Genomic DNA, 13,200 nt, shown 5'->3' on the forward strand with positions numbered 1-13,200 from the left:
TCCCTATTCCCTGTTCCCTGTTCCCTGTTCCCTCTTACCTAAGAATTACGAATTACTCTTAATGTTCAAATAAATCTTTGAATTGTAATAAATCCAAAGAAACCAATGTTGGTAAAACTTGAAAGCACTCTTGTGCTAGTTGCCAACGTTCTTCTCGTTGTAGCATTTGCGTTAGTTTTTGTTGAATGCTCAATAAGTAGCGGACATCATTAGCAGCGTAACTTAATTGAGCCTCCGATAAATTAGCAGCATTCCCCCAATCAGAACTTTGAGAGCTTTTGTCTAGTTCTACTTGTTCTAATTCCTGTACTACATCTTTCAAACCATGACGGTTAGTGTAGGTGCGGGCTAACTTACTAGCAATTTTAGTACAAAAAACAGGTTGAACCTGAATATTAAGATTGTGGCGTAAGGTAGCAATATCAAACCGTGCAAAGTGAAATACTTTGAGGATGTGGGTTGCTTCCAAAAGTTGTTTTAAATTTGGAGCTTCTGTTTGTCCTTTAGCGATGCGGATAGCGGTGACTTTTCCTTCTGGGTTGCACAACTGAACAAGACACAAGCGATCGCGTTGTGGTAATAATCCCATTGTTTCCGTGTCTACAGCCAGAGCTTCAGATTTTAAATACTCCGCGAGGGTAGCAGCATCTATATCACCGTCACTAACCCTAAAATCATCTAATCTCATCAATCGTTCCCAAATGAATGATAGTGTCTATCAGTTAAAAAATTACTGGATCAGACACTAATTTATTATTATGCAAATTGTGCAAAAAATCAGTAAGACAATCTATTTGGTATTGACAAATATTTGTGTGAGATAAACTTCACCTTTGGCATTAGTCGCCACTCCCACCCCTGTCAATTTAAAATTTCCTTGAATATTATGCAAATGTCCAGGACTGTTGAGCCAACCAATCACAGCTTGCTTTGCTGGATCACTATATCCCACGTTGAAAGCCACATTTTCGGCTGCATTGTCATATTTAAGAGGAATGGCTTTAACTCGTTGTTCCAATCCATGATGACTAAATTTCACTATACCATTAGCCATGTTCTGACTGTGAATTCTTGCTTGCTGAGTGATACTTGCATTTAAGGTGAGCTTTGATAATCCTTGAGAAACACGATATTGATTAATTTGCTCAAAAACTAATTTTTCTAAAGTAGCATTTTCAGAACCAAGATTCAAAATAGCCGCCTGACTAGAAGTATTAAATGACTGAGTGTAAGTGATTTTTTTAGCAGAATTATTGCTGGGAACAGGATCAGTCATCAATCCACTAGCAAGGACAAGCGTACTTAAAGCCATGCCAAAAGCAGTTTGTCGGAACATAGAGAATTAGGTAGTGTATGGATTTATCAGACATATACTCTATCTTCTGATGTACAGAATAAGTACCAGGATACTGTCAAGTATTGGTGAACTGAAGAATTACAGTAGGTGTCAGGAGTCAGGAGTGGTAGGGGCGAAGCATTCGGGCGACTAATTATAAATTTTTGTCTAAGCCTATTTTCCGAGTGCTTCGCCCGTACAGGAGTCAGGAGTCAGGAGAAATATTACCTATTACCCATTACCCATTACCCATTACCCATTACCCATTACCTGTCACCTTCTATAATTCATATTTTTGAGTTCACTTTCCTGAAAATGACATTTTATTTTGCTAAAAGTCTGCCAATTTCATAACTTTAAAAAAATCCAGTATCCAGTATATGCCTATGGTAGATGCTTCACCTCACAAAGTGTTATTGTCACTACATTTTTAGTCAAAAAAATATATAAAAAATAGTATCCATTGACAGATGCAAAAATAATTGATAATTGATAATTGATAATTGAAATTATTGGGATTACGAAACCAAATAATCACCAATCACCAATCACCAATCACCAATCAGGCACTAAAATTTATCTTGATGTGAGGAAAATTTGGGTGAAAAAAATTTGTCCTTTGCTATTACTCGCCACACCAATTCCTGTGAGGTTATAATTACCTCTAATGTTAGCTAGATGTCCTGAACTCCTTAACCAACCTTGTACAGCGGTGGTTGCAGGATCTCTAGAACCTTGGTTGTAAGCCACATTTTCCGCAACTCGACTGAAAGGAATACCAATCGCTCTGACTCGTGCTTGAAATCCATCATGACTAAAGAGAACTTTACCACTAGCCATGTTTTGACTGTGAATTCTTGCTTGCTCATCAATACGATAATTACGAGTCAGTGGGGGTAAATTTTGGGAGGCGCGGTACTGGTTTATTTGTTGGAAAACATAGGCTTCTATAGCAGCAGTATTAACATTAGTTTGTGCTACTTTGTAGCTGTCATTGGATATAAAAGATGGACTAGGAGCAGAACTAGCCATCCCACCACTGACTAAAACTAAGAAACCTGCACCAATAGCTGAAATAGTATTTCTCAACATGATTAATTATCAGCCTTGAATTAAGAATTTAGCAGCTGTTTGCACATCCTTGTCACCTCTACCAGAGCAGTTAATCACAATCCGGGGACTGCCTGTAAGTTGTGGACATAAAGTTTCTAAATAGGCGATCGCATGAGAAGTTTCTAAAGCAGGTATAATTCCTTCTAACCGGGATAAGCGTTGAAATGCCTCTAAAGCTTCAGCATCTGTCACACTATAATATTCAGCCCTGCCAATATCCTTCATATAGCTGTGTTCTGGACCAACACCAGGATAATCCAAACCTGCACTAATGGAATGGGGTTCAATCACCTGTCCATCATTATCTTGTAACAGATAACTCATTGCCCCATGCAATACACCAACTTGTCCTTTTGTCAAGGTGGCGGCGTGTTTACCAGTGTTCACACCTTCACCAGCAGCTTCTACACCTATTAACCGCACCGATGGTTCTTTAACAAACTCATGAAAAAGTCCCATTGCATTAGAACCACCACCCACACAAGCCATAAGAATATCAGGTAAAGCACCCCATTTTTCCATTGCTTGAGCGCGGGTTTCCTGGCCAATAACCGCGTGAAAATCCCGGACTATCATCGGGTAAGGATGGGGACCAGCTACAGAACCCAGTATATAATGAGTAGTTTCTACATTCGTTACCCAGTCACGGATGGCTTCAGAAGTGGCATCTTTGAGAGTTCCCGTACCGGCTGCCACACCACGAACTTCCGCCCCCATCAAGCGCATTCTAAACACATTTAAGGATTGGCGTTCCATGTCGTGAACACCCATGTAAATAATACATTGCAAACCAAAACGAGCGCAAACGGTAGCTGTAGCTACCCCATGTTGTCCTGCACCTGTTTCAGCAATAATGCGCTGCTTACCCATGCGCTTTGCTAATAAAACTTGACCAAGGGCATTATTAATTTTATGAGCGCCTGTATGATTTAAATCTTCGCGTTTTAAGTAAATTTGCGCTCCTGTGCCATCATGACGGGCATAATGGGCGGTGAGTCTTTCAGCAAAGTATAAAGGGGTAGCGCGTCCTACGTAATCTCGCAGTAAACCTTGTAATTCTGCTTGAAAATCAGGATCATTACGGTATTGGTGATAAGCTGTTTCCAGTTCAGCTAAAGCCGGCATTAAAGTTTCAGGAACATATTTACCACCAAAGCGTCCAAAACGTCCTAAGCTATCGGGAACAGCAGCGGTTTGTGAGAAGTTGGGAGAAAGGGGAGTAGTAGTCACAGATTCGGTTAAATTAGAGAACACAGTTAATTGTAATTCTAGAACAATCTTCTTTTACAGCAGGAGTCGTAGGGGCGAAGCATTCGGAAAATAAGCTGTTACACAGCTAAATTGTATAATCCTAATATTCTGAACTCTTGTTTAACAGGCAAGATGCCTGTTCCACTTATACAAATTAAATGCACAACAGCTTAGTTTTGGACAAAAATTGATAATTGGTCGTCCGCATGCTGATGCTTCCAGCACGCTTCGCGAACGCCCGTACAGGAGTCAGGAGTAAAACTATTTTTGTTTCTCGTTTTCTCGTTCTCAGTCAGAGACTGGTAATGCGATCTAGGAGGTTCTACCTCCAGTTATCATTGAGGCATAACCCCTAACTGTGTTCTGCTATATAAAACCTAGACAAAACTAGACTTTACTTTCTACTTCAACGGGAGCATAGGAGCAGTTATCCCTCAGTAGACTTTCACGCCTTAGCCAGACGCGATTGTGTTCCAATTAAGTTTCTGAAAAAGACTACCACCATCATTGCTTGGTTTTCGCGTCGGCAATAGTCTCAATTCAATACTTGATATCACCGTATTATATATCAAGTAGTTGATTTTTTCCTAAAAATATATTGATTTTTGTCAATAAATATAAGTATAGTTTTGTCTATGAAATTGTCAACTTAGGACTTGCTCACTCAGAGCATGGGAACTAGAGACTAGAGGCTGAATGGGAATATGCTTGTCGTGGTGGAACTAACCCAAGTTACATATTGTTTATAATAAAAATTATCAATCACAGAAGACAAACCATGAATATTACCCTAAACCCAGAACAAGAACAGTTTATTAAAACCCAACTAGCACAAGGTAAATTTCCTGATGCTCAAGCAGTAATTAATCAAGCATTACAATTGTTACAAGAAACACAAAAAGAATATGAAGAATGGGTAGAAGATGTGAGAATTAAAGTCAACGAAGCAGCAGCAGAATTAGAACGAGGTGAAGGAGTTCCTTTAGAAACAGTCATTGAACAAATGCAAGCCAAATTTCGCCATGCGCGTGAGGCGAAAAGATGAATCAATGTTTAATTTCACCTCAAGCAATAAAAGATTTAGATAGCATTTCCGAATATTTTTTAACTAGAAATATTGAAACAGGAGAAAAGATTTTTCAAGAATTTACGAGAAAGTGTGAAAACTTGCTGCAATTTCCCCAAATGGGGCGTAGTTACGAACACATCAGAAAAGGAATGCGGGGAATACCTCTTAATGGTTACATCATTCTTTATCAACTTGTTGATGATCATGTAGAAATTCTCAGAATTGTCAATGGTCGTCAAGATTTAGAATCTTTGTTTGCAGGATAAATACATAAACGCGGATAAACGCAGATTTTCAGAATCAAGATATCCAGGATTAAAGGATTTACAGGATAGAATCAATTAAAAAATTAGGATATTTTCACAAATAAAAGCGGATGCCTATATAATTAAAGAAGATTTTTTTACAAATGATAAGGATTTTCATGATGAATCCAGCACTGGAAAACAAAAAATCTATTTTAGAAAAACTAGACAATTTAACACCTACACAACAGGAACAAGTATTAATTTTTATTAATTCATTATTCTGACAAAAAATATTTAACTGTTTTATGATATCTCTTAATAGCCCCTTATTTTATCAGGTTGTCAAATAAAAGTCAATAATCCCCTACTTGTTTTTTAGTCTTGACAATAAATGATAAATTAATGTTAGAAGTCGGGGATCTATATCATTGCATTTTCAGGATCGGAAAATAAAGTGTCAATAAAAGAACATAAGATAACAGTAAATTCCCTAGAATGGTATTATCGGGAAGCCCAACCCATTGGACGAAGTGATTTATTACCAGTGGTATTACTACACGGCATAGTTTCCCAAAGTTATAGCTGGAGAAATATTATACCAGCTTTGGCAGCACAGGGAACAAGAGCGATCGCACCAGATTGGATTGGATACGGCTTTTCTGCAAAACCAGAAAAACGCGATTTTGCTTACACTCCCGACGCATTTATCAAAGCTTTAGATGACTTTATTCAAGCTATAGAATTAGAACGTTTTTCCTTAGTTGTGCAGGGATTTTTAGGTTCAGTTGGTTTACAATATGCCTTGAAAAATCCTCAAAAAATCGCCAATATTGCCATTTTAAATGCTCCCATTTCTACATCTGCTAAACTACCTTGGAAAATTCAACAAATGGGTTTACCATTAGCGGGGGAAGTGATGACACAAGATCCCTTATTAGTGGATAGAACCTTAGAAGGTGGATGTCGTTATCGCATCGAAGATCAAGATTTAGATGTTTATAGAAAACCGTTCTTGAAAACTTCAGCATCTGGTCGCAGTTTACTATCAACAATTAGAAATTTGCAACTGGATCAAGCCATGTCAGAAATTGAAACAGGTTTTAAAGAATGGCAAAAACCGATTTTAGTACAATGGGGAATCATTGACCCTTGGTTATCTTTAGATATGGCTGAAAGTTTTGTGAAATCTGTACCCGATGGGGACATAATTAAGTTACATAATGTGGGACATTATCCCCAAGAACATTATCATGAAGTGATTTTACAAGACCTGTTACCCTTTGTGCGTCGTCATAGCAGGTGACAGGTGACAGGTGACAGGTGACAGGTGACAGGTGACAGAAATAATTGATTACCAATTATCAATTACTAATTACCGCGATAATCTGCAACCTTGTCAATAATTGCCGTAACCTGATAATAAGAGTAAATGCAATCATCTGTAAATTGACTAAGGTAGGTGACAATTCATGGCTTATTCATGGTTTAAAGCCTTTCACATTATTGGTTTTGTAGTTTGGTTTGCAGGGTTATTCTACCTGGTGCGTTTATTTATTTACCACACAGAAGCGAACCAAGAACCAGAACCCGCAAAAACGATACTCAAAAACCAGTATCAACTGATGGAAAAACGTCTTTACCATATTATTACCATCCCCGGAATGATCGTCACCGTAGCGATGGCCATTGGTATTCTTTCCACTAACCCAGACTTGTTAAAAGAAACTTGGTTACATTTTAAATTAGGCTTTGTGGGAGTTTTATTAATCTATCATCATTATTGTGGTAGATTAATGAAACAGTTAGCCGCCGATGAATGTAAGTGGAGTGGACAACAATTAAGGGCTTTAAATGAAGCACCGACTTTGTTATTAGTTGTCATTGTCATGTTGGCTATTTTCAAGAATAATCTACCCACAGATATCACTGCTTGGCTGATTTTTGGTTTATTGATTTTCATGGCTGCTAGTATTCAAATGTATGCCAAAATTCGCAGACGCAATAAAGAAAAAATGTTGGCAGAAATGAATCAAGTTAATCAAAATAATCAAGTTCCCCAAGCGCAAAGTTAAGTTTTGAGGTGGGCATTGCCCACCATAAAAATGTAAGATTCAGGAGTCAGAAGTCAGTAGGGGGAAACCCCCTGTGGTTGCCCTCTCTCTTTATATCTAGGTTTCACCTTTGATTCTGTACCTGATTGATCTGCAATCTTCTGTAATATTATTTATCAGGGAGTCTCAACAGTAATGACAAAGCAATTATTGAAAAATCTCTTTAATAACCGTGTGGCCGTCATCGCAACTATGCACCATAAAGAACAAGTAATTGCCCCATTATTACAACAAGAATTAGGAATTAAGATTATTGTACCACAGGATTTTAACACCGATGTTTTTGGCACATTTACCAGAGAAATAAAACGCCCAGATACACAAATTGCCACTGCAAAATTAAAAGCACAAAAAGCTATGGAGATGACAGGGGAAACTATAGCTATTGCTAGTGAAGGAAGTTTTGCACCTCATCCCAGTTTTCCTTATATTTATGCTAACAGAGAAATTATTGTTTTTTTAGATCAAGAAAAAGAATTAGAAATTGTTGGCGAAGTTTTTTCTACTGATACTAACTTTAATCATCGAGTTATTAGCAGTTTAGCAGAAGCAGAAGAATTTGCTGAAAAAGTCGGTTTCCCTGAACATGGTTTAGTGGTTTGGTTTGAAAAATCAAATCCTGAAAATCTTGAAATTATTAAAGGTATAACTACCACAGAAAAATTACAGGAAGCTGTGAATTTCGCTTTCAATAATTCCCCCGATGGTAATTTACATATAGAAACTGATATGCGGGCGCTTTATAATCCAATGCGGATGAAGAATATCGAAAAAGCTACCCAAGATTTGCTGAATAAAATTAATAGTTGTTGTCCTCAATGTTCTACCCCTGGATTTAGTATAACTCAAAAAATCAAAGGTTTACCTTGTGAAAGTTGCCATCAACCAACTTTATTAACTATGGCGGTAATTTATCAATGTCGAAAATGTAATTTCATAGAGAAAAAATTATATCCTGATGGTAAACAGTTTGCAGATCCGGGATTATGTGAATATTGTAATCCTTAATCACAACTAATAAATGAGAACTGTTCAAAAATGGAAAATCAACAATTACCTTTTCCTGGAAGCAAGAGAATTAAAAATAGTTTTTTCCTGTTTCTCCGTGGATGGGTTTTCAACCTGTAATCAAACAATTATCAATTATCAATTGTCAATTATCAATTGATATCTGAATAAAGCCCCCTCTTGAACGGTTAATAACAAGAGGGGGTTTGGAGCTAAAGTCCGGTAGGGTAATCGGGCTATTTAATATTTAATAATTATTCGCTATTTATCAAGTCCTCCTTTAGAGAGATAAATTTTTAGATAAAATTATTTGTTGGTATAATTAGATAAAAAATTGATAAAAAAGCCCCCGCTATCAGATATCAACGGGGGAATATTGTATTAAAGTTCGTCAGGTGATCGGAATATTTAATTATTTAGTATTTATTGTTTGTATCTTTATTCCTCCATTAGATAGAGAAATTTTGCAATATCTGTTTAAATTCGTCTATTAAAATACTAAGTGTTACTTTTGGTAAGCTTTATTAGTACAGGAGTCTTGCTCAGACTCTAAACTCAGACTCTCAAGAACGTCATATCATATCCATATACGCAACTTTTTTGAGAAGTCTGGGAGCTATTTCCTGCCAATTTGCTGTATTCTAAATTTTAGAATTTTATTTTAAAGATTCTCTAAATTTTTCAATTTGGTGATATGGAAAAGAATTTATTTTTAATTCTCTCTGTATGATGTAGAGGCTACCCAGTAGAAAACTGAGTATAGCTAGGGTGTACATTGTACCTAAAAAGCCATTTATTATTTGCACTTGGGAATTTTTTAAACGTTCTTGTGAACGTTTTTCCTTGCCCATTAATAATACTAGATAAAATCTCCTTTTAAAAAAGGGAATAGAAAGTCTTATATCTATCGCAGATGATTTATTAACTCGGTCCACAAATACTCTTTTCAACTCTGCAAGTTGAGCAAGTTAAGGCTTTCATCATCGGCTTAAAAGAAATACCTCCTGGAAAAAATAGAATCGGTGTAATTTTATTTTTTCTTTGTAAGCATTTAGCTAATTAAACTTAAACTTAGTTTTGGGCTTTTATGTTTGCAGTCCACAACACCTATGGATTTATGCCTCATAAACTAGCCCACTAAGTTCCTAAAGGCACGGAGTTAAATTGGCAAATCCCAAACGCGCACGGTTTTGTCATGGCTTCCAGACACAGCACGACGACCATCAGGAGAGAATGCAACACTCCAAATATCTCCTGTATGTTTTTCGCAACGGCAAATTTCCTGACCTGTGTTCGCATCCCACAAGCGTAAAGTTTTGTCAGAGCTACCAGAGAGAATGCGATTACCATTAGGAGAAAAAGCTACACTTAAAACTCTGTCTGTATGCCCCTGAAAACAGCGAATTTCTTGACTATTTTCTGCATTCCACAAACGCACGGTTTTATCAAAACTACTGGACAGGACGCTTTTACCATCAGGCGAAAAAGCAACGGCAGATATACTAGCCTCATGTCCCTCAAAACGCTTGATTTCCCATTTACTCTTTAAATCCCATAAACGTATAACTTTATCACCACAGCCTGAAAGAGCCTGACTGCCATCGGGAGAGAAGGCAACACTATAAACTGCTCTCCAATGTCTTTTTAGACAACTAATTTCCTGACCTGTATTAACTTCCCACAAACGCACGGTCATGTCATCGCTGGCAGATAGAGCAAATTTACCATCAGGAGAAAAGGTGACAGAGCGAATAGGTCCGGTGTGTTCCTCGAATCGGCGAATTTCTTGACCTGTTTCTATCTCCCACAGACAAAGAATTGCGTCATGATTTCCAGACAAGCAAAATTTGCCATCAGGAGAGAAACTGACCGCATAGACTGAACTATTCTGTTTTGGGAAACGGATAATTTTTCTGTTGTTCTCCAGATCCCAAATATCTACAGTCCGCTCACCACCTCCAGATATAGCGCGAGTACCATCCGGCGAGAAGCTGACAGATCGTATCCAACCCAAGTTAGGAAAACAAAGGATTTGCTTACCTATTTGCTTTGCTAACTGAGGATTTGGCGTTGGTTTTGGGGAAACCGCCGGATTTATAGAATGACCGGATTTATTATTTAGTGCATTTAGCACTTGCTCGGCAGTCCAACGGGATGTATGGTCTTTAATTAGACATCCGCGCACAATTTCATCAAAAGGTGCAGGCAAGTTCCTATCTAAATTAAGTGACTCTACTTGCTTAACTCGAGCCATAACCTGGGTTTCTCTGTCTGCGCTAAAAGGATTCTTCCCGGTCAGCATTTCTACAATTATTACCCCTAAAGACCAGATATCCCAGGCTAGTGAAATCTTACCTTCTGGAAAGAACTCAGGAGGAGTATAGGCAGGAGTACACTGGAGAGTACCTGTTCGTAAATCATCATCATCACCTACTTCACGTACTAATCCAAAGTCTCCTAGCTTCCATACTTCCCCTACTCGCAGGATATTACTGGGTTTTACGTCTCGATGTGCGATGCGTTCTTCATTGTGCAGATACACTAATGCTGAACCAATGCTTTGCACTACCTCTCGCGTTTCTTTCTCTGACAGTGGTGTGTCTAGATTAATATCCTCATCCAGTGTTCTTTCCGCCTGCTCCATCACCAAATACAAATAATTGTGAAAGCCAATGTTATCTTCTCCTGGAACTAAACCACGCAACAAGTTAGGATGACTTAAAGTCATAGCAGCTTTCAATTCATTCATTTGTCGTTGGATTAAATCGCGGTTGTCAAAATTTGTTAGCCGCAATTTTAAGGCGACCTGCCCAAACTGTCTGTTTCGCAGAACTACATCAGCCAAGAATACTGCTCCCTCTCCACCAGCACCTAGCAGTTTCTTAATGCGGTATTTATTATCAATTTCAACATTGTTTTTTACAAACGGTATCCAATGGACATCATCTGGCACGGGTTATTCTCCTATATAAAAATAGCAATAAGGCTGATATCGTCTTTACCACCGTTATTTTTAGCGGTTTCTACACACGCGTTAGTCAGTTGGTCAGGGGATGTTCGATAATTTTTAACCAGTTCTTCTAGCTCCGAATCTTGGACTTCTCCATGCAATCCATCGCTGCATAAAATTAGTACATCTCCTTGATGCAACTGACGAAACGCTAATGAACTATCATCTTGCCATTCCGGCTGAACGGATAACTTAGCGTTTGATCCGCCGCCAAGGCAGGACGTGACTTTGGAACGCATAGGGTGCGATCGCGCTTGTTCGGAAGTAATCTCGCCGATTTTGACAAGACGCTGCGCCCAAGTTTGGTCAGTTGTCACATAGGGGGTTTGCTCTTGACCAAAGTGATATAACCGACAGTCCCCTGCATAAAGGTGTAAGCACTCTGTCTGGGTGATAATAGCTGCAACGATAGTAGCCCCCATTTCCAGTAGTCCAAAATCCTCTGATGCTCGCTGATGAATTGCCTGATTCGCTGCATGAAAACGTTCTAAAAGCATTTCATACCGGGCTTTGGGTTCTTGGGGTAACGGTTGATTTAACAATTCCCTAAAAGTATCGGCGGCAATTTTAGCTGCTACCTCGCCCCCACCTTGTCCACCCATTCCATCAACCACAACCGCCAGTTGTGCTGATTTATCTTTCCAAACTCGAAGTACCATCTGATCCTGGTTTATATCCCGTCCCAAGCCCTTGCTAGTTTTCCTTTTAGATTCCAGTCCTAACTCGCTTTGTCGCTGATCTGCCATTAACTATTACCTCGCTTTTAGTTGAGTTTATTGGCGATAGTCAACGCTTTTGTCGCGTGACGAGGGGAGAGTTTACCCATTTTCTCCAAGTCGTCTTTGAGTTGATCAATTTGCTCTTTGAGATCGTCTAAACCATGATCTACTGCTTCTATCTCAATAGTTTTGAGTAACTGTCTTGTGCGGTTAGGATTGGTTTCTCGCTGCAATATAACAATATTTTCTCGTATTTCCCACAAAGCTCGGCTTGCTTCCACATCACTGTTAATTTTCTCACTTTTATCGTACTCAGGCGTATAGAGGATGGTAGCAGTTTCTGTTATAGGGTTATCCAAAGCACTAGCCGTTAGCTGAACTTGCATAACCTCTTGTTCACCTGGTGATTTACCAGGACTTAGCCGGGGAATTTCCACTTTGACGAGTACATCAGTAGGTGTATCTGTGCGAATAGATCCAATAGTTAAGATGCCTTTGGCTGTTTCCTCTAAGGGTAGGTAGTCGGGGCTAAACCGACAGAATGCTTTGATATTCAAATCCTTGATTTTAGAGATTAACTCCAGCTTGGCATCATCAATGGCGATCGCTTGACTGACTGTTAGCCTTTCTCGCAGTTCTGGTTCTAGTTCTTGTGGGGTATCAGCATACATAAAAGTACCCTGTCCCCTAGTGCTTAGATTGTATAAAAATTCAGTGTTAAAGTCGGCTGCATCTCCCAAACCAACGGTGTGTAGTACAATTCCCTCACTGCTGAGTTTTTCTGCTTGGTTAAGTAAAGGAGTGACGTTATCTAAAATCTTTCCTTCAGGAGTTGTCGCGTGGCCATCAGTAATCAAAATACCTACTCGAACAATACCAGTTTCCTCTGGTAAAGCATTTTGAATCCAATTTAATGCTTTGTCTGTGCGAGTTACACCACTTGCCTGTAGACTACTGATGGCTGAATTGGCAGTTTCAACAGCCCCTTTACCTCCACTATGGGACTTTAATAAAGGTTGTACTTCAGTAGCAAAACTAGCCAGTTCTAGGCGATCGCTGTCACGTAATTGATCTACCACAGAACGGCACGCTTTCTTAGCTGCTTCGAGTTTTTCCCCCAGCATTGAGCCGCTAGTATCCAAGGCGATCGCCAATCTTAAAGGCAATCCTTGTTTCTTTGATGAGGGAGAAATCCGAATCCGTAGTACATGATCAGTGGATACTCTTTCATCGCTATTTTTTGCTGGTTTATTCCAGGTAAGTTCTAGATTTAACATTGTTTAAGTTACTGGTAGTTTTTGGTGAAATATTCTATATTACGTAGGTTTATGGCGT

At 38.8% G+C, this 13,200-nt stretch carries 14 protein-coding genes; 6 read left to right on the plus strand and 8 right to left on the minus strand.

Annotated elements, in window-relative coordinates; genetic code table 11:
• Window positions 1–58 precede the first annotated feature (58 nt).
• Together H6F45_RS16585 and H6F45_RS16590 are read right to left on the minus strand one after the other, a co-directional pair.
• On the minus strand, window positions 59–688 hold the full coding sequence (locus H6F45_RS16585) for a ribonuclease H-like domain-containing protein (protein ID WP_137667059.1): 630 nt from the start codon (window positions 686–688) through the stop codon (window positions 59–61).
• Between the two features lie 102 nt (window positions 689–790).
• Window positions 791–1,336 carry a CAP domain-containing protein gene (locus H6F45_RS16590; RefSeq protein WP_137667060.1) on the minus strand — a complete coding sequence of 182 codons (546 nt, stop codon included), beginning with the start codon at window positions 1,334–1,336 and terminating at the stop codon, window positions 791–793.
• A gap of 164 nt (window positions 1,337–1,500) precedes the next feature.
• On the opposite strand from H6F45_RS16590, the gene H6F45_RS27065 reads away from it, so the two are divergent.
• Window positions 1,501–1,635, plus strand: coding sequence for a hypothetical protein (locus H6F45_RS27065; RefSeq protein ID WP_277876991.1), 135 nt, complete (start codon window positions 1,501–1,503; stop codon window positions 1,633–1,635).
• Between the two features lie 277 nt (window positions 1,636–1,912).
• Here H6F45_RS27065 and H6F45_RS16595 read toward each other — a convergent pair whose 3' ends face one another.
• Window positions 1,913–2,428: a CAP domain-containing protein gene (locus H6F45_RS16595; RefSeq protein WP_190347756.1), complete on the minus strand. Its 516-nt coding sequence runs from the start codon at window positions 2,426–2,428 to the stop codon at window positions 1,913–1,915.
• 9 nt (window positions 2,429–2,437) lie between these two features.
• Entirely contained in the window at window positions 2,438–3,679 is a 1,242-nt protein-coding gene (gene trpB, locus H6F45_RS16600) for a tryptophan synthase subunit beta (RefSeq protein WP_137667062.1), read from the minus strand.
• 799 nt (window positions 3,680–4,478) lie between these two features.
• On the opposite strand from trpB, the gene H6F45_RS16605 reads away from it, so the two are divergent.
• The 5 genes from H6F45_RS16605 (at window position 4,479) to H6F45_RS16625 (ending at window position 8,136) form a co-directional block, all read left to right on the plus strand.
• Entirely contained in the window at window positions 4,479–4,745 is a 267-nt protein-coding gene (locus H6F45_RS16605; RefSeq protein WP_190347757.1) for a type II toxin-antitoxin system ParD family antitoxin, read from the plus strand.
• On the plus strand, window positions 4,742–5,035 hold the full coding sequence (locus H6F45_RS16610; protein ID WP_096567188.1) for a type II toxin-antitoxin system RelE/ParE family toxin: 294 nt from the start codon (window positions 4,742–4,744) through the stop codon (window positions 5,033–5,035). Before H6F45_RS16605 ends, H6F45_RS16610 begins: the two co-directional genes overlap by 4 nt.
• Before the next feature lie 436 nt (window positions 5,036–5,471).
• Window positions 5,472–6,320, plus strand: coding sequence for an alpha/beta fold hydrolase (locus H6F45_RS16615; RefSeq protein ID WP_190347760.1), 849 nt, complete (start codon window positions 5,472–5,474; stop codon window positions 6,318–6,320).
• Window positions 6,321–6,486: 166 nt separating this feature from the next.
• On the plus strand, window positions 6,487–7,089 hold the full coding sequence (hemJ, locus tag H6F45_RS16620) for a protoporphyrinogen oxidase HemJ (RefSeq protein WP_190347762.1): 603 nt from the start codon (window positions 6,487–6,489) through the stop codon (window positions 7,087–7,089).
• 174 nt (window positions 7,090–7,263) lie between these two features.
• Window positions 7,264–8,136 (plus strand): DUF6671 family protein, encoded by an 873-nt coding sequence (locus H6F45_RS16625; protein ID WP_096567194.1) that lies wholly within the window; start codon window positions 7,264–7,266, stop codon window positions 8,134–8,136.
• 656 nt (window positions 8,137–8,792) lie between these two features.
• Here H6F45_RS16625 and H6F45_RS16630 read toward each other — a convergent pair.
• From H6F45_RS16630 to H6F45_RS16645, 4 genes are all read right to left on the minus strand, one after another.
• Entirely contained in the window at window positions 8,793–8,987 is a 195-nt protein-coding gene (locus H6F45_RS16630; RefSeq protein ID WP_190347764.1) for a hypothetical protein, read from the minus strand.
• 308 nt (window positions 8,988–9,295) lie between these two features.
• Window positions 9,296–11,089 carry a serine/threonine-protein kinase gene (locus H6F45_RS16635; RefSeq protein WP_190347766.1) on the minus strand — a complete coding sequence of 598 codons (1,794 nt, stop codon included), beginning with the start codon at window positions 11,087–11,089 and terminating at the stop codon, window positions 9,296–9,298.
• Between the two features lie 11 nt (window positions 11,090–11,100).
• Window positions 11,101–11,892 carry a protein phosphatase 2C domain-containing protein gene (locus H6F45_RS16640; RefSeq protein ID WP_190347768.1) on the minus strand — a complete coding sequence of 264 codons (792 nt, stop codon included), beginning with the start codon at window positions 11,890–11,892 and terminating at the stop codon, window positions 11,101–11,103.
• A gap of 17 nt (window positions 11,893–11,909) precedes the next feature.
• Window positions 11,910–13,142 (minus strand): VWA domain-containing protein, encoded by a 1,233-nt coding sequence (locus tag H6F45_RS16645; RefSeq protein WP_190347770.1) that lies wholly within the window; start codon window positions 13,140–13,142, stop codon window positions 11,910–11,912.
• Window positions 13,143–13,200: the final 58 nt, after the last annotated feature.

It is taken from the genome of Sphaerospermopsis sp. FACHB-1194, from assembly GCF_014696235.1.
GTDB lineage: Bacteria > Cyanobacteriota > Cyanobacteriia > Cyanobacteriales > Nostocaceae > Sphaerospermopsis > Sphaerospermopsis kisseleviana.

Coding starts and splice junctions, on each gene's coding strand:
- H6F45_RS16585 (WP_137667059.1), bottom strand. CDS start 688: ATGAGATTAGATGATTTTAGGGTTAGTGACGGTGATATAGATGCTGCT.
- H6F45_RS16590 (WP_137667060.1), bottom strand. CDS start 1,336: ATGTTCCGACAAACTGCTTTTGGCATGGCTTTAAGTACGCTTGTCCTT.
- H6F45_RS16595 (WP_190347756.1), bottom strand. CDS start 2,428: ATGTTGAGAAATACTATTTCAGCTATTGGTGCAGGTTTCTTAGTTTTA.
- H6F45_RS16605 (WP_190347757.1), top strand. CDS start 4,479: ATGAATATTACCCTAAACCCAGAACAAGAACAGTTTATTAAAACCCAA.
- H6F45_RS16610 (WP_096567188.1), top strand. CDS start 4,742: ATGAATCAATGTTTAATTTCACCTCAAGCAATAAAAGATTTAGATAGC.
- hemJ (WP_190347762.1), top strand. CDS start 6,487: ATGGCTTATTCATGGTTTAAAGCCTTTCACATTATTGGTTTTGTAGTT.
- H6F45_RS16625 (WP_096567194.1), top strand. CDS start 7,264: ATGACAAAGCAATTATTGAAAAATCTCTTTAATAACCGTGTGGCCGTC.
- H6F45_RS16630 (WP_190347764.1), bottom strand. CDS start 8,987: ATGGGCAAGGAAAAACGTTCACAAGAACGTTTAAAAAATTCCCAAGTG.
- H6F45_RS16640 (WP_190347768.1), bottom strand. CDS start 11,892: ATGGCAGATCAGCGACAAAGCGAGTTAGGACTGGAATCTAAAAGGAAA.
- H6F45_RS16645 (WP_190347770.1), bottom strand. CDS start 13,142: ATGTTAAATCTAGAACTTACCTGGAATAAACCAGCAAAAAATAGCGAT.